General features: G+C 39.1%; 14 protein-coding genes, 1 pseudogene and 2 riboswitches. Of the genes and pseudogenes, 5 read left to right on the forward strand and 10 right to left on the reverse strand.

Features of this window, described 5'->3' with window-relative positions:
- Window positions 1–235: 235 nt before the first annotated feature.
- The 5 genes and pseudogenes from B0169_RS16955 to cobO all read right to left on the reverse strand — a co-directional run.
- Window positions 236–745: pseudogene (locus B0169_RS16955) on the reverse strand (transposase); the annotation flags it as partial.
- A gap of 362 nt (window positions 746–1107) precedes the next feature.
- The gene (locus B0169_RS16960) at window positions 1108–1521 is read right to left on the reverse strand and encodes a hypothetical protein (protein WP_143323587.1); all 414 of its coding nucleotides are present in this window, start codon (window positions 1519–1521) and stop codon (window positions 1108–1110) included.
- 1280 nt (window positions 1522–2801) lie between these two features.
- Entirely contained in the window at window positions 2802–3167 is a 366-nt protein-coding gene (locus B0169_RS16975; protein ID WP_077288105.1) for a cupin domain-containing protein, read from the reverse strand.
- A gap of 120 nt (window positions 3168–3287) precedes the next feature.
- Entirely contained in the window at window positions 3288–3980 is a 693-nt protein-coding gene (locus B0169_RS16980; protein WP_077288106.1) for a hypothetical protein, read from the reverse strand.
- Window positions 3981–4367: 387 nt separating this feature from the next.
- Window positions 4368–5015, reverse strand: a complete 648-nt coding sequence (gene cobO / locus B0169_RS16985) for a cob(I)yrinic acid a,c-diamide adenosyltransferase (protein WP_077288107.1) — start codon at window positions 5013–5015, stop codon at window positions 4368–4370.
- Window positions 5016–5233: 218 nt separating this feature from the next.
- On the opposite strand from cobO, the gene B0169_RS16990 reads away from it, so the two are divergent.
- The 5 genes from B0169_RS16990 to B0169_RS17010 all read left to right on the forward strand — a co-directional run bounded on the left by B0169_RS16990 (window position 5234) and on the right by B0169_RS17010 (window position 11984).
- Window positions 5234–5815 carry a histidine phosphatase family protein gene (locus tag B0169_RS16990; protein ID WP_077288108.1) on the forward strand — a complete coding sequence of 194 codons (582 nt, stop codon included), beginning with the start codon at window positions 5234–5236 and terminating at the stop codon, window positions 5813–5815.
- 64 nt (window positions 5816–5879) lie between these two features.
- The gene (locus B0169_RS16995) at window positions 5880–6932 is read left to right on the forward strand and encodes a cobalamin biosynthesis protein CobD/CbiB (RefSeq protein ID WP_077288109.1); all 1053 of its coding nucleotides are present in this window, start codon (window positions 5880–5882) and stop codon (window positions 6930–6932) included.
- Window positions 6933–7078: 146 nt separating this feature from the next.
- Window positions 7079–8149 carry a threonine-phosphate decarboxylase CobD gene (cobD, locus tag B0169_RS17000; protein WP_077288110.1) on the forward strand — a complete coding sequence of 357 codons (1071 nt, stop codon included), beginning with the start codon at window positions 7079–7081 and terminating at the stop codon, window positions 8147–8149.
- A gap of 83 nt (window positions 8150–8232) precedes the next feature.
- Window positions 8233–8407, forward strand: a riboswitch (cobalamin riboswitch).
- Between the two features lie 31 nt (window positions 8408–8438).
- The gene (locus B0169_RS17005) at window positions 8439–10502 is read left to right on the forward strand and encodes a TonB-dependent receptor (RefSeq protein ID WP_235838619.1); all 2064 of its coding nucleotides are present in this window, start codon (window positions 8439–8441) and stop codon (window positions 10500–10502) included.
- Window positions 10503–11984, forward strand: a complete 1482-nt coding sequence (locus B0169_RS17010) for a cadherin repeat domain-containing protein (protein ID WP_077288112.1) — start codon at window positions 10503–10505, stop codon at window positions 11982–11984.
- Window positions 11985–12122: 138 nt separating this feature from the next.
- On the opposite strand, the gene B0169_RS17015 is transcribed toward B0169_RS17010, so the two are convergent.
- From B0169_RS17015 to B0169_RS17035, 5 genes are all read right to left on the reverse strand, one after another.
- Window positions 12123–13616, reverse strand: a complete 1494-nt coding sequence (locus B0169_RS17015; RefSeq protein WP_077288113.1) for a cobyric acid synthase — start codon at window positions 13614–13616, stop codon at window positions 12123–12125.
- Window positions 13613–14260 carry a bifunctional adenosylcobinamide kinase/adenosylcobinamide-phosphate guanylyltransferase gene (gene cobU / locus B0169_RS17020; RefSeq protein ID WP_077288114.1) on the reverse strand — a complete coding sequence of 216 codons (648 nt, stop codon included), beginning with the start codon at window positions 14258–14260 and terminating at the stop codon, window positions 13613–13615. Before cobU ends, B0169_RS17015 begins: the two co-directional genes overlap by 4 nt.
- Before the next feature lie 50 nt (window positions 14261–14310).
- A complete protein-coding gene (locus B0169_RS17025; RefSeq protein ID WP_077288115.1) occupies window positions 14311–15138 on the reverse strand; it encodes an adenosylcobinamide-GDP ribazoletransferase in 828 nt (275 codons plus the stop codon).
- Entirely contained in the window at window positions 15128–16219 is a 1092-nt protein-coding gene (gene cobT / locus B0169_RS17030) for a nicotinate-nucleotide--dimethylbenzimidazole phosphoribosyltransferase (RefSeq protein WP_077288116.1), read from the reverse strand. The genes B0169_RS17025 and cobT overlap by 11 nt, the downstream gene beginning before the upstream one ends.
- 167 nt (window positions 16220–16386) lie before the next feature.
- Window positions 16387–16568, reverse strand: a riboswitch (cobalamin riboswitch).
- Window positions 16569–16751: 183 nt separating this feature from the next.
- A complete protein-coding gene (locus B0169_RS17035; RefSeq protein ID WP_077288117.1) occupies window positions 16752–17405 on the reverse strand; it encodes a histidine phosphatase family protein in 654 nt (217 codons plus the stop codon).
- Window positions 17406–17576: the final 171 nt, after the last annotated feature.

Genomic DNA, 17576 nt, shown 5'->3' on the forward strand with positions numbered 1-17576 from the left:
CAACCGCGTCGATGTTCAAAACTTTGGCCTGAATGCTTATCTTCACCACATAAAAACGCACGCCTGACACAGCGTGTCATACAGTGATAGTAAGGGGTATCCGCTAAACTAATCTGTTGCTTTCTGGGGCTAGTCATCACGTATCTGATATAAATGAAAAAAGGTCATTTGAGCTTAGTCTATAGACTAAAATTGTTCAATTTTGGATGGGTGTCCTGTTAATTTAGTTAATTTAAGCTTGGGATTTAAATCGCCCTTCCCAAAACCGGCCTTTGCAATCGTCTTCTTGATTCGCCTGACGTGCTATTTTTTCATTGATTTCACGCATAAACCAACTGACGTCAATAAGGCGCTGGCGATATATATCAGCCGTAGTATTCACCATATCCAGTAGTGGCTCTGCGAGCGTATCGCCATTGAGGTATTGCTGGGTTAATAGCGTACCTTTGTGCAACCGATGCCAGCGCTCAAGTACCTCATTCATGCTCCATTGCTTGGCTTTGTCTTCATCAACAAATAACACCACATGATAATGATTGCTCATCACCGCATAAGCACACATTTCAACAGCAAAAACCGTGGTGAGGAAATGTAATTTTTCTTCTATCCAACCGCGTCGATGTTCAAAACTTTGGCCTGAGTGCTTATCTTCACCACATAAAAACGCACGCCTGACACAGCGTGTCATACAGTGATAGTAAGGCGTATCAGCTAAACTGATTTGTTGCTTTCTGGGGCTAGTCATCACGTATCTGATATAAATGAGAAAAGGTCCTTTTAGCTTAGTACACAGACTAGGTTAGTTCAATTTGGGATGGGTGTCCTGGTAATTATTGCTTTCTGGGGCTAGTCATCACGTATCTGATATAAATGAGAAAAGTCATTTGAGCTTAGTCTACAGACTAGGTTTGTTCAATTTGAGATGGGTGTCCTATTAATTTATGAGATGGGTGTCCTATTAATTTAGAAGAATAGTTACTTGTGACAAAATTTAATAAACACCTAACGCCTAATTAACAGGCAAAAAACAGTTGGCTAAAATAAGTGAACGTAGTGAACAAAAAGCCAACTGTTTTTTGTCCTTGTTTAATTTCTTGTTAGGTGAATTTATTGCTGAGTATTAATTAAGTACTTTTTAATAGAATTAACCAAATATATTTTACCTTTCTTACCAGACTTCGGCAGACACAGATAAGTTATACCTATGCGCATATCCAATGTTAACTCTGAAATAAAGCCATCTATCTGAACTTCACCAGTCGAAACGCTTGCATTGGTTTGTGTAGTTGCAACAACTTCACCCTTAGAGTTAATAATTTCAACAAAATTTCTTTTGTAAGAGCAAGAATCTATATCTGTAGGTGCTGCGATAAATATTACAGTACCATTATTTGTAACTTCAAATGACACTCTAAAATCAAGGTTTTTTGAAAGTTCAGGTGTCAATTCAACCACAGGTAATGGTTTCATAGCCCAAGAGTTTATTGTGAAAAATAGAAATAGACCTATCAGATTACGCATGACATCCTTATTCACCTAACGCCCAAATAATGGGCAAATATCAGTTGGTTAAAATAAGCGACGCAGGAGCAAAAACCAACTGTTATTTGTCCTGATTAATTTGCTTGTTATGTTTTAAACTACACCTAGGGCAAGATTCAAGGTTATATAACTCTTTGATATTCAAGTTCCATGTTGTGCGAGTGAAAAAAGTAAAAAGCCAATTACAACCACAATCAGGGCATTTAACGCCAAACTTGCCAATAAAAAATGACACAACTAAAAATACACAACCAACAATAGAAATAACGAGATTACCAAAAAACGCGAATAAGCCTCCAATACAAAATAAACTTAAACAGAGATTTAGTTTCGTATAGACGCCTGAACTGCGCATTAGACTTATACTTTCCTTAAAACATAACGCCCTAATAATGGGCAAAAAATTGTTGGCTAAAATGTTGAGGAACGAAAACAGCCAACTGTTTTTTGTCCTTATTAATTAGCTTGTTATATGGCATTACACTACAAGTCTGTTGAATTGGAAATAGCTAAAATTAATGTAACACACCAAATAATGTAACCAATGCTTATAGCAAAATAAAGATATATAAATTTACTGCTTTTGGTAATAAGGAAGACTCGTTCCCTAACACTATTCGCAATAAGTGCTAAATAAGAAAGGATGCTGATTATGAAAAGAAGAGAGCCAAAAATAACTCTAAAGCTATCACCTGCACTTACAGAGGAGATGTAAGCAATAAAAGCTATTATCACTAGCGATAAATATTTGAACCAAGTCCTATCGATTAACCACATACTTCCGTGCCATATAACGCCCTAATAATGGGCAAAAAATTGTTGGCTAAAATGTTGAGGAACGAAAACAGCCAACTGTTTTTTGTCCTTATTTATTAGCTTGTTATATTGCTAATTAACCAAAGCTAAAAAATTAATAATAAAATGCAGCCTAGAATAACTGCTATATAAAAAAACTGCCTACCAATTCCAGAGGTTTCTTCTAATTGCTCGGAGTGTGGGATATGAAGTTCTTTAATTATTTGTGCATTAGTTTTACCTGCACAATGAGGACAAGTAAACTCTTCTTCTAAGTACCTTAAACCACATCGATTACATTTAGTTGTATATTTGCCCCATTGATCCATCATTGCAAATTAACTCCAATCATCGAAAGCAATATAACGCCTCAAACAGAGGCTAAAAATGGTTGGCTAAAATAGCGAGGTACGAGCAACAGCCAACTGTTTTTAGTCCTGCTGATTTGCCTTGTTAGCTGTACATTACACCCATACATCATTTTGGGCTGTAAGCTCAGTGCCAGAATCACCTGTATTAACAACACCTTTAGGTTCAACAATCATGATTTTACATTCAGAAGCAGCCGTAGGTTTATGCTCAATTCCTTTTGGAATTACAAACATTTCACCTGACTCTAATGTAACTATGCCATCTCGAAATTCAATGTTAAGGCACCCCTCAATTACAATAAAAACTTCGTCCGTATCCGGATGATCGTGCCATACAAATTCACCTTCAACTTTTACCAGTTTAAACTGATAGTCGTTCATCTCAGCAATTACACGAGGAGACCAATGTTCGGTAAATTTAGTAAACTTATCTTTAAAGTTGATTGCATTATATTTCATTAAAACTCGACTCTATGTTGTACAGCTAACGCCCAATTAACAGGCAAAAAATAGTTGGCTAAAATATGTGAACGTAGTGAACAAAAAGCCAACTGTTTTTTGTCCTTGTTTAATTTCTTGTTATGTGTTTTTTACACTATTGTAAAAGCCTTCAAATACTGTACACATCCAGAGTAAAACAGCTGCACTATTTATAGGCTTTTGAATTAGCTCACCAACTGAGGTCGTATAAACCTCACCTGTAGAACTAGGTAACTGCAAAGGGTAGCTTTCGTCTTTAGAATTAGTTACAACCTTTGATAATTTACTAGCTGATTTACTGTCCCAAATACCTTTGTTATGCATATAACAATTGCGTATTTCTCTAATTTTTAACAGATCCTGAATTACAGGTGAGTCTGTTTGTAAATTAAGCTCTGCAAACGATTGAGGACTTACATAAATAATTGCATCTTCTTTTGCAGGATCTATTTCACAAAAACAGTTTCTAATAAAACCTTCAAATGAAGAATAAAGTAACGTAATAGAGTATTCGAAAATTTTATGTTGACCTTCGTCAAGCATATATCTTTTTACTTCATCGATATTAGCTTCGATTGCGGGAACATGTTCACCGCCTACAGGTGCTCTTTCTAATACCCTTACACCCATTTGTCCTGAATCCATGAGAGCTTGAATATGAGGTGGTAAATTAGGAGAAACGGCTCTAATAGCATTTGTATTAAATAAGACAATTGAGCTGGAATAAGCAGTGAAGAATTTCTTAACTGCTTCAACTTTATCTAAAGCTATTTCTACATTATTTTCAAACACCCAACTCTCCTAAACACATAACAGCTTATTATGAGGAAAAAATCCTTGTTTAAACAAGGAAAAAATCCTTCTTTCATAATTTTATGATAATCAAAACATACCCGATTTATTCACTATCTACAATAAGTTACTAATAAAACATTTCGTTATGCCAAAGACATAAACGCGAATATTTCCTGTTTATTGGATGAAAGCAGGAAACCACATTGCTCTGTATAAATAAACAGTGTAATTATTGACGTAACAAAATAAATAAGGACAAATATATGAGCTCTCTTTTTCTTATTCATATTAAAAAGCAAAGGAGAGCAAAAAAGTATGCCAGTTATTTATCGTCTTGATTTATCTCTGAGCATCCATGCTGTTTCATACATCCTATAAGCGCAATTACCAATCAAGGCCTTTTTGCGCTTTTACGCCAGCTTTAAAGGCATGTTTAATCGGTTGAACTTCAGACACTGTATCTGCCAATTCAATCAATCGACGATGACAGGCACGCCCGGTGATCAATACATGTTGCATTTTAGGTCGATTGTTTAAAGCGGCAATAACCTCGTCCAGTTCAATGTAGCCATACGTAACCATGTAGGTCATTTCGTCGAGTAAAACAATATCGAGCGTTTCGTCACTGAGCATTTCTTTGCTTTTTTGCCATGCAACTTTTGCCGCCGCAATATCGGTTTCAGTACTTTGGGTTTCCCAAGTAAAGCCAGTGCCCATGACATGATGCTGAATAGGAAATTGCTTTAAAATATTCATTTCGCCGCATTCCCATTTCGAACCTTTAATAAATTGCACTATTCCGGCCTTTTGGCCATGGCCAATGGCTCGTAACACAGTGCCAAATCCTGAAGTACTTTTGCCTTTACCGTTGCCGGTAATAACCACAAATACACCACGTTCTTCAGTTGCTTGTGCTACGCGTTCAGCAACACTGGCTTTAATTTTTTTCTGGCGTTCAATATGTTTTTGCTCTTTCGCTTTTGCTTTTTCATCTTGCGAGGCAGTTGTCGCACTTTTTTCGAACTCACTCATTATTTTGCTCTCTTTTTTCACTTGTACGCTTAAAGTGCATCACAGCAATAAACTCCTGTGTACCATTACTGGTGCTGATATTAGAGCGCCTCAGCAAGAGAATCAACAAACGACAGGTTATTACTAACAGTTACTCATTAATTCTGAATTGGTAAATAGCGTAATAGACTGGGTATAATAGCGTTTTAACTGCTGTAGCAAAGGCACCAAGCTAATCAATGAAAACCCTATTATATTTAGCACGTCACGGACAAACGCAATGGAATAAAGTGCAGCGTTTTCAGGGGCAATTAGACAGTGCATTAACACCAGCAGGAGAACAACAATCAGCAGCGCTGGCCGAACAACTAATGAATAAAGATATCACGTTAATTGTTTCGTCATCACTTGGGCGAGCCATTGCTAGCGCAACCATTTGCCAGAAAACATTAGATGTTCCAACCATTAACTTAAGCGGTTTAATTGAAAGAGATCTGGGGCACTGGCAAGGCAAGCATGTTGAAGATATTAAAAACGATAAACATTATCACGAAATATTGCAGCAATTTACCGAGCTAAAACCGGTTGATGGTGAAAGCGCTATGCAATGTGGCGAGCGTATTTATCAAACGCTAGAGTCTCTTGCACAAAACCAGCAAAACAAAAGTTTATTGGTGATTTTTCATGGTGAAGCTCTGCGTTGTTTGTTGGAAAAGTTAGGCGAAAGTTCAACGGGTAATGCTTATCAGCTGTTCGATAATGGCTGTTTGCTCACCTTGGCTTACCACCATCAGGATAGCCAATTCAAATTGCTGAGATAGAGCAAAAATTTGGTCAGGAAGTTTATGCGCATTGAGCTTTTAATTCAAAAATATCAAGGCAGTAATGACATTGTTTGAGCCTATTTTTCAGCACAGTATAGTGCAGAGCATATTACAAGAAACTATCGTGGTACTGCCTGAGTTTAGCGTGCTGCTAACCTTAATCATCGCATTGTTGTTAGATAAAACCTTAGGTGAAGCAAAACGCTTTCATTACTTGGTTGGCTTTGGTTGGTTAGCAAGTAAAGTAGAGGCATTACTCAACCCTTATTGCTTAGAAAAAAACACAACACCGGCAACAATAAATACTGTGTCGGTAATAAAAACTAAGCTATTAGGTGCTATAGCGTGGGGCTTACTCGTACTGCCATTGCCGGTACTTTATTATTGCTTTAGTGAGCAATTAACCTGGTATGGTCAAATATTAGTCGATGCGACGATACTTTATTTGGCCATCGGGTTAAATAGTCTGCAGCAACATGCGATGCAAATTTATCGACCGCTAAAGTCTGACGATTTAAAAACCGCACGCCGCTTTACCGGTTACATTGTTAGCCGCGAAACCTCAGCGCTTAGCGAGCAAGAAATGTCGAGAGCAACGGTTGAATCGATGTTAGAAAACGGCCATGACGCGGTTATCGCCTCACTTGTTTACTACCTTATTGGTGGTGCACCTTTGGTTATTTTACATCGTCTTGCCAATACCTTAGATGCTATGTGGGGCTATAAAAACTCTCGTTTTATTAATTTTGGTTATGCAAGTGCGCGTTTAGATGATGTTTTGGGTTTTGTTTCAGGTAAATGTTCTACTTTGCTTTATGCGCTACAAGGCTTACCTAAGCAGCGTTGCTATCAGGCCATATACAATGCTTACAGCCAAGGTAATCAATACAAAAGCCATAATGGTGGCTGGGTAATGGCGGCTGGTGCTACGGTTATGGCAATAAAATTAGGCGGCAGCGCACAATATCATGGCAAGGTTGTTCATTCTGTCACTTTAGGTACCGGAGACGAGGTAACCAGAGAAGATATTCCAAGCAGTTTAAAGGTAGTGATCCGAGCAAGCTTACTCGTTGTAATCACGGTATTGATTTTTCAGTTAATCGCATACTACTGACTGTCTGTTAACGATTGCCTTTTGACGTTTGCTTACGGGTAAGCCTTGACAGATAAAGCTTTCAAGCGGTTTTACATATTTTCAGTACCACTAAACAGATAATTTTATCGGCAGTTAAACAAGAAAACTTATAAAGGTGAGCAAAAATGGCCTTAATTCATGGCGGTCAACTACAACAAGTTGCCGAGCAATATCAAATTCCAATGAGTGAATGGCTCGACTTATCAACCGGTATTGCCCCCATTAGCTACCCCATTCCTGATATACCATTAAGCGCCTGGCAACAGTTACCTCAACGCAGCCCTGAACTTATTGCTGCGGCAAAGCAATATTATCAATGTTCAGCACTTGTTGTTACTAATGGTAGCCAAGCTATTATCAAAGCCTTACCTGAGTTATACCGCCAACAAAACAGTCTTGCTCACAATGTTTATCTACCCGAGCGTGGCTATAAAGAACATGCTCATGCATGGAAAACCGCAGGCTATCAATTACATTTCTATCAAACGTTATTACCTGATATTACAACGATATTACCAAATAGCGTGTTAGTAGTGATCAACCCTAATAACCCAACAGGTCAGTTTTTCGCACCGAGTGTAATTAAGCAATATCATGAAAAAATTTGTCAGCTTAACGGCTTATTAGTCCTTGATGAAGCCTTTATGGATGTTATGCCAAGCAAGCAGTCATACTGCCCTCACCTTCATCGCAATAATATTACTGATACGATTAGTGATAGTGGTCATATCATGGTATTGCGCTCATTTGGCAAATTTTTTGGTTTAGCGGGTATTCGCATTGGCTTTTTAATTGCAGATAATGCTTGGTGTGAACGCTTTAACAACCTACTTGGCCCATGGCAAGTTAACGGGCCTGCACAAGTTATTGCAGCGCAAGCGCTCAACGACTCTGCTTGGCAAACGCAACAAAAGTCACAGTTAACAGCACTGAGAAAAGTGCAAGAAAAAAGCCTTTGGCAAGCATTTTCTCAAACATTAGTTTCTGATATCCAAGGCTGTGATTTATTCCTCACTTTACGTTTTCATCAGGCTGAGCATGCTGAGAAAATTTATCATCTCCTTTGCCAACAAGGCGTATATTGTCGACTCGCTGACGAGCAAGACACACTGAGGTTTGGCATCACGACAGAGAAATCGCTAAAACGGCTTATTAACGCCTGCACATTAGCCCAAAAAACAATATCTTCGGGCTAAGCGCCGCCTAGTTAACGCTATTTTTTATGTCAGCAGATTTAATAAGCTAACGGTTGACAAGCTATGGTAATCGGCTCAGAATGACGGCTCAAAATTGCTTAGGTGCTCGATATTTATACGTTATTTACGTAAAAATGAAGAGATAATCGGGAAGTTAGTGAACTGCTGCAAGCATAATTCTAACGCTGCCCCCGCAACGGTAATACTTTGTTATTAACAAAGTTAAGCCCGGAGACCGGCCTAATCAACATAAAATTACTTGCAGTGCGGTGGGCGCTACGGAATTCTAATGGCATTAGCAGCAGCTATATCGCCAATAATCTTCCGTATCTCCCTCAAAACTTTTGAGGTGTTGATGTTCTCTTATTTACGATATTTACCGATAATATTCCCTGTGGCTATGCCTGCCTTTGCGCAAGTTGAGCCAACTAAAAATGAAGATATCGAAGTGATTGAAGTCGTTAATGATCAAAGCTTCAACTCGCCAAATTATCAAGTGCTGCAGCGCGAAAGCTTTGTTAACTCATCACAAACACTTGCCGATATTCTGCAATCAGTTAATGGTATTCAAATTCGTCAAATTAGCGGGATTGGTAACCCTGTTTCGGTTTCAATTCGTGGTTCTAACAGTAAACAAGTACAGCTCTATATTGATGGCCAACTGATTAATGATAGTCAATTTGGTGGTTTCGATTTAAATCAAATTCCCACCGAACAAATTGAAAGCATTGAAATAAGTAAAAACCAAGCCATTGGTACAGGATCGACTCCTATTGGTGGCGTTATCCGCATTAATACGTATAACCCCACTCAAGACGCCGCTAAATTGACCTTGGCAACAGGTTCATTTGGTTACCGTGAAAGTAACTTATTATTTAATAAAGCTTTTAAAGTTCATAGCCTGTCATTTGGTGGTAATTATGTTAAAAGCGACAACGACTATGATTTTCTTGTGCCGCAAAGTATTGAAAATAGCAGCAAAGCCGAAGAACAAGCTTTAAGAAATAATCAATTTACCAAGAAGACCTTGTTCATCAATGATACTCTGCAATTTGGCCAGCATCAGATCCGCTTAAATGTGCAGTACAATGATCAAGAAAAAGCACTACCAAATTACCGAAATAATTCACCCGAAAATATATCGTCCTTAAATTCAGATAGTTTACGCTATAGCTACCAGCATCAGTGGTTAAGTGACTCATCTTGGCTAAATTCTGTGGAATTAGAAGCATATGCTGAAAACAAAGACGAGCGTTATATTTCTAGTCTGGATTCAGTAGGTATTGATATTAATGACTATGAAACTAAAAAACACCATATTGGCCTTAAACCACTACTGACATGGCAGACATTTAATTTTATTCCCTTTGTAAGTTTCGACAAACAAACCTTTACCTCGATTAGTAGCCATAATGGACAACCTGCAACATGCAGTGGTAATAGTTCGTGCGATATTTCAGCTGAGCAAAAAAAGTTTAATATCGGTTCCCGTTTGGAATGGCAACCTGAGTCATTACCATTAGAAACCTACTTATTAGTCAGTAATTTGCGAGAAGAAAACGCCAACGCAGCAATCAACCAACCGGATGCTGAAAAATTTCAAGACAATGAAGATTACTTAACCACTGAGCTGGGATTAAGTTTTAAACAAGATAACCTTAAAATTACCGCGAACTTAAGTGATGGGGTAAGAACCCCCACTTTATACGAGTTGTTTGGTGACAGAGGCTCTTTTAAGGGTAATGATGATCTATTACCTGAAGAAGCATTAACGCTCTCGCTTGGTGGTCAGTACAACACGAAAAAATTATCAATATCATCTTCTATTTATCAACAAAAGTTAGAAAACTCGATTGTCGCAATTTTTAACTCAAGTAATGTTGGTAGCTACAAAAATGTCAGTGATGCTGACTTATTAGGTTTTGAAATGCAGCTTAATTACCAGCTATTTGAATCACTGTCATTGTTATTGCAAACCAACATTATTGATACTGAAATTGAATCGAGCTTTGTTGCTTTTGATAAAAATAAGTTACCTGGCATCTACCATCAGCAATATAGCATCGCGCTTAAATACCAAGTAAATGAAGCCTGGCAGGTTTCATTTAAAACTAGCCAAGATAAAGAATTGTACTTCAATCTCATTAACAAATTTCAAAATGACGAAAGTGGCTTAGGCAACGGTCCACCGTCAGACCGCACAGTGTCTGACCTCGCGATATACTGGAAACAAGGCGCGCACCGCGTGTCTTTTAGCGCCAACAATATGTTCAATGACCAATATAAAGATCTCGCGAATAGAACGTCGCAGGGTCGCAGCTTTCAAATAAAATACACAATAGAGGGATTATAAATGTTAACAACTTTTAAAAAGCAAATATTGCCACTTAGTTTAGCTATTAGCACAGCAGTACTTGCTGGCTGTGGCGGTGGTTCTGATAAAGATAATGCACCACTGGTAACAGGCGCAACTAGCCCAGTCGTTGAAGAAAATACAACATTAGTTAGCACGTATAACGCAACTGATGCCGATGGCGATGCTATTACCTTGTCACTTACTGGCGCTTCAAGTAGTTTATTTACTATTACGCAAGCAGGTGAACTAAGCTTTTTAAGCGCTCCTGATTTTGAAAATGGTGATACTGGCCCATTTGCTGTCACTATCGTAGCAACTGACGACAGCAAAAAGCGTTTAACAGGTGAATTAGCTGTTGAAGTAAGCGTTGGTGACGTTAAAGATACGCCGTCATTTGCTGTTGTACAGACGGTCGCACCTGATTACTCTGGCTCAGAAGTAGTTACCATAGACCCAGCCACTGAAATCGTTACCAAAGGCTACTATATTAAAGATGGTTCTGACTACACGGTACGTAGTTACAATAAAGACGTTTTTCATATTGGTCGTTTCTTTATTGACACCATTTCAAAATATAATGCTGATGCACTAGATACCGCTATATGGACGAACACTACACAAGATTCTGGCGACTCTACATCACGCAACCCATACGATATTGTTTCGGTAAATGAAACTAAAGCTTATATTTTACGTTATGGCTCAAGTAAAGTTTGGATTGTAAACCCTCAAGCAACAACAGCTGAAGACTTTAAAATCGGTGAATTAAACCTTGATGCCTACATAGCTGACAACAACAGTAACGGCACGCCTAACCCATCTGCTGGTACTATTGTTGATGGTAAGCTATTTATTACTTTACAACGTTTATCAGATGCTTATTCTCCAAACACTGCCTATGTAGCTGTTTTTGATACTGAAACAGATTTAGAAATAGAAACAAACGCCAATGCTGATGATGCAGTTATGGGTATTCCTTTAGCAGGTTTAAACCCGTTAAATGGCAGTATTGTTAATAAAGACGGGGTTGTTTATGTGACAACACGTAACTCATACACTGATACTGATTTAACGTTGAGCCGCATTGAAGCAATCACCGCAAGTGATTACAGCTTACGCACGGTATTAACTGCCGATGACATCGTCGACAATACCGCAGCATTTATTGGTTCAAGTGTTATTGTTTCAGCAACCCAAGGCTACTTTGTTGCAGGTGAAACTTTTTACTCACCTTACCGTGAGCTTTCAACAGTTTATAGCTTCAACCCAACCACAGGTGTAGTAGCTGACGAAGCCATAGCGGAAACCGGTACAGAGCAAATTAGCCACATCAATTTAGATGCAGCAAATTATCTTTGGATCAGCGTTAGTAACCCTGAAAACCCAGGTGTAGACGTAGTTAACACTGAAACAAATGAAAAAGAATTACCAAGATTTGCTACAGAGTTAAACCCAACAGCCATTGCTTTTATTGAGTAATAAAGCTCACGGTAATAACGGCAATATTTGATAATAAAAAACCGCTTTAAAGCGGTTTTTTTATAGCTGCTTACTTGCTAGCTAAGACTAAACTAACAAGTGCTACGTTAACAAATACAACCTAAACTAACAAAGTCACTAGGTTGTTTTACCTTGCTGAATAATCTGTTGAATTTTATCCATATCCAAATGCTTTTTGCAGATGTCAGCCAAGAGCTCTAACTGTACTTCTCGGTGCTGATTAATATCAACAACTGGCTGTGAAATGTCTTTTATACCTAACCAATTGAGTACCGCTTGTGTCGGCTCAGGGCAATCAAAAAAGCCATGTAAGTAGGTGGCAATAATTTGCTTATCATCTGAGATACAGCCGTCTGCTATCCGCTGATTTACACCCGAACCATCACTTTCAATATGCAGTAATGGTTGAGTTAATGCTGGGCCAGTAGAGACACCACAATGAATTTCATAACCAGTTAACTGACAAGTTTCACCATTTAACCTCATGTTCGCCGTTACTTGGCTTAGTGTTTTGTTTTGCGTTAGCGTGGTGGTGAAATCTAACAAGCCTAGGCCTGATATTTGCTCAACATGTGATTCAATATGTTCAGGATCAAATATCTGTTTACCCAACATTTGATAACCGCCACAAATGCCCATCACCTTGCCGCCATAACGCAAGTGTTGTTCAATTTCTTGCTGCCAACCTTGTTGCTTTAAAAAGCTTAAATCTGAGGTAACATTTTTACTGCCCGGAATAATAATTAAATCAGCACCTTGTAACGATTGACCAATGCGGATGTATTGCAAATCAATATTGGGTTGCAAACGTAATGGGTCAAAATCAGTATGGTTGCTCATGTGTGGAAGTAGTGGCACAAAAATTTTAACTTTCGCTTGCGTAACTTTATTATCAAGCGCGACGGCATCTTCTGCGTCTAACGCTAAATCATGTAAATAAGGCAGCACACCTAATACCGGCTTACCTGTGCGCTGTTCAAGCCAATCTAAGCCCGACTCAAGCAATTTAATATCACCGCGAAAACGATTGATAATAAAACCTTTCACTCTTGCTTGCTCTGACTCAGAAAGTAACGCCAGCGTGCCAACTAAGTGAGCAAATACACCACCACGATCAATGTCAGCTACTAAAATCACCGGGCAATCGACGGCTTCGGCATAACCCATATTGGCAAGATCATGAGCGCGAAGGTTAATTTCAGCTGGGCTACCGGCACCTTCAACCAGCAATACCTCATGATCATTAGCTAAACGCTGATGCGATTCCAACACCGCTTGCATCGCCACTTTTTTGTAGTCGTGATACTTGCCGGCTTCCATGTTGGATATTGCTTTACCATGGACAATAACTTGCGCGCCAGTGTCACTATTAGGTTTTAACAAAATAGGATTAAAATCAACTCGTGCTTCAACCTTTGCCGCAATCGCTTGCAAAGCTTGCGCGCGACCAATTTCACCGCCATCTTTAGTAACCGCGCTATTTAGCGCCATATTTTGCGGTTTGAATGGCGCCACGTTAATACCGGCATTGACTAATACGCGGCATAAACCGGCAACTAAGGTGCTTTTTCCCGCGTCTGAAGTAGTGCCTTGCACCATTAATGTTTTCACAATTTACCTTTTGTATCAATATCTTGAATATCTTGAGAGCAACTTTTTGTAGCTGACTTTAATGTTAACGGTAAGCCTGCCATAACAAATTCAACTTCGTCAGCAACGCTAGCAAGTGCTTGGTGTAACCAACCGGCCTGGTCAACAAACTGACGTGAAAGCTCGCCCATCGGCACTATGCCGTGACCGACTTCATTACTGACTAAAATTATTTCTATTGTGCGCGACTCAGTGCTAGCTTGTTGCTGAAGACTTTTTAATAGGCTCAATAATTGCTGCTTTTCTTGTTGCCAATAAGCTAAGTTAACATCGGTAGTATTATGAGTTTCAGCACATGGTTTACATAAACTGTTGCTTAGCCACAACGTTAAACAATCCACTAAAATACAGCTACCTTGCTCACAGGCATTACTCTCTGATATTGCTGATGTGATGGCTTTTGCTAATAGCAATGGCGACTCTATTAATCGCCAATGTTCAGGACGATCAGCTTGGTGTTGAGCAATACGTTGCTGCATTTCATCATCAAATGCTTGTGCGGTAGCGATATAAGTTACCGGTAGGTTTGACGCTTTAGCATGTTGCTCCGCCAGTGAACTTTTACCCGAGCGAGCTCCCCCAATAACCAAACGTATTTTACTCATCACTGCCTCTACTCATCATTGCCACCTTTTATAAATATTTCATTGTTTAATCAAGTCAATGATAATAAAACAAGGTAAATAACCACTTCAGACAGTTGTTGTGCTGCCCCTAAACAATCACCGGTATAACCACCAAGTTGTTTCGTGAACCAGCGCTTTAAACACCAACGAGTAAGCAATAAAATAGCGACCAGTTTCCAAGCAATACTGAACGATAAAGTAAACGCGATAACCAAGCCGCCAGTGCTCAATAAAATTAAGTAACTATTGCTTGATAGGCTTTGTGCTAAAGGTTTTACCTTCGACGTGGCATCTTCACTCACATAAGGCATGTCAGTAATTAAACTGGTTGCCAGCACTCGGCTTAAACCATGGCCTAAAACGAGTATCGACAACATACTCAAGCTCTCGCTTAGCATGCTTTCGTTTAACAAAGCCGTATGGGTTATATTTTGCTGAATAAGTGCTAACAACGCTTGATACTTGATCATCAAGATAAAAAATAATGCCGCAGCGCCATAAGTACCTAAACGGCTGTCTTTCATGATATTAAGCTTATTTTCGACAGTCCAACCACCGCCAAAACCGTCCCAAACATCAGCCCAACCGTCTTCATGAAACGCACCGGTTAACAAAACACTGCTAAACATAGCGATTAAAAGTGCTAACTCGATTGGCAATATACTTGCACTCAAGTAAAACGCGAGAGCAGAGCAAGCACCAATTAAAACCCCCACTACGGCGAAGTACCGACTGGCTTGATTAAGCATATTTTCTGTAACATCAACTTTAAGCTCTACCGGAATTCGGCTAAAAAAACTGATCGCTAAAAGCAATAAATGCCATTGCTCACGCAGCGTTTCTCGCTTAAGTGACATCAGTAACCTCGGCATCAGCAAAACTTGCCATATCATTATAAAATGCCACAGCAGCTTGAAGCATAGGCAGCGCTAATGCAGCACCTGTACCTTCACCTAAGCGTAAACCTAAGTTTAATAGCGGCTTAACGTTTAACCATTGCAACATTTTTTGATGGCCCTGTTCACCTGAACAATGCGCAAACACCATATAACCTTTGACATTAGCATTGAGCTCAATGGCTAACATAGCCGCTGCGGTGCAAATAAAGCCATCAACGATAATCAGCATATTATTTTCTGCAGCCGCCAGCATAGCAGCGGTTATTTGCACTAGTTCAAAGCCACCTAAGCAGCGTAAAATAGCTTTTGCATCCACTAAATTTTCAGCATGCAATGCCAAAGCTTGTTCAATAACTTGTTGCTTTTTCTTAACCACAGCATCAGATACACCGGTACCTCGGCCAACCACATCGCTAACAGGCACTTTCATTATTGCCGCCATAATGGCCGATGCTATCGTAGTGTTACCAATACCCATTTCACCAAAGGCCACAATATTGCAGCCTTTACGGCTAATGTTATTGATGTGTTGCTGCGCAAACTCAAAGCCTTGCTCTACTTGAGCCTCCGTCATTGCAGCTTGCTGATTAATTGCCTGCGTAATATTACCTAAGCGCTGATTAATAACCGGTAACGAAGCCGCTGGAGGATGAAGAATACCCGTATCAACTACACTTAATTGCCAACCAAATTGCTGACAAAACACATTAATCGCAGCACCACCATTGGCAAAATTTGCCACCATTTGGCTAGTAACGTCACTTGGCGCAATAGAAACACCTTCACTGGCAATACCATGATCTCCGGCAAATACCGTTAAATGGGGAGAGACAAGTTGTAACTTGTGCTGGGCGTTAGTTGGGTCATCATTGAGAATATTATTTTTGGTATCAGCTTTCGTGCTTATTAGCTGTATTTGTGCAATTTGTTTAGCAAGTAATTCAAGATCACCTAATGCACCTAATGGCTTGGTTTTACCATCGATTTTGGCTTGAATATTTTCTAAATTTTCACAACTAACCGCTTGGATCTCAAACATGACATTACCTAAATCAGACCGTACTAAATAAAAAATTGTTAGTAGATCGGTATATGATGATTAACGTCGATAGTATGAGAGTTTTTTGGGGAGCAAATCTATTTTCATCAGTGATATCGTCACCAATAAAAAATTGATAGTGTCTCGAGTAACCCGCTCGACGTAGCAATTAATGTTCATATTCATCTGGTATCCTGACTTACAGCATCTAGATACATCCCTTCCCAATGATTTTCTTTCGAAAATGCTTAGTGGTTAATATATCGCTCTGTTTACAGTTGCGGGTACAGTTGTGGACTTTCACCACATTCCCAGTCTCACGAATTTAAATGCTTTTAAGCAACTTAAAAAGTGTATTTGAATATGACATTATTTAATTATTGCCGAGATTATCGACAGCTAGGGGAAAATAGCAAGGTTTATTTTTATATCAGATAGCGCATAAAGCAATAAAAACAATAAAAATCAATCTATTGCTATAGAGTGCCAATTAACTTTCATACTAAAGGACTAAAATAATAAGGGCATATAATCAGAGCATTAATTTAGGCCAAGCGTTACCGTTATCATCAATAGCAACTTGCAAGTGTATTAAGCCACCATAAGGCACATCCAAGTTAGTCATATGATAAGTGCCTGGAATAGGCAGTCCCAAAACTTTAGCTAGCAGGTATCTAATAACGCCACCATGGCTAAATACTAAACGATTAGATGAGTCAGTTTTTTTCTGATGTGCTTGGCTTAATTGCGCTAATAAGTGCTGCCAAAAGTGGTCAACCCGTGCCGTAAAACTTGCCATTGACTCCCCATTAGGCGGTTGGCATTGCCAAGGATCTTGCCAAAAGTTTCCTAAGGTTAACTGGGGCTCTGGAGTGACTTCGCCATCTGTTGTCGCTATTTGCCATAATGCTTGATACGACTTACCGTCCCAATCACCAAAGTTCATTTCTTGTAGTTCGGCTAACACCTGCAACGACAGCCCTTGTTGCTGACAATATCGCTCGGCAAATTCACGACACCGAAGCAACGGCGAGCTATAGCAGTAGGATATTTCAGGTAAATTTTGCGTGGCTTTAATAAGCTGCTGCTTACCCGTATCAGATAAGGCAATATCACTGCGACCGCAAAGGATACCGCTTTGCACAAGCTCGCCATGACGCAATAAGTAGATATTAAATACTGACAAGCTACTCTTCCTATTTCGATCGGTATTATTGCCAACAGTTTAGCAAAAAAGCTTATGCTATTAATATGATAAATATTTTTATATAAACCACAAAAAATTGATCTTTGTCGCTCACCTTTTGGTAAGCTAAAAATATCTCAGTTAATATCTGATCTATAAACATGCCAAATT

This window comes from Cognaticolwellia aestuarii (genome assembly GCF_002000025.1).
In the GTDB taxonomy this organism is placed as follows: Bacteria; Pseudomonadota; Gammaproteobacteria; order Enterobacterales; family Alteromonadaceae; genus Cognaticolwellia; species Cognaticolwellia aestuarii.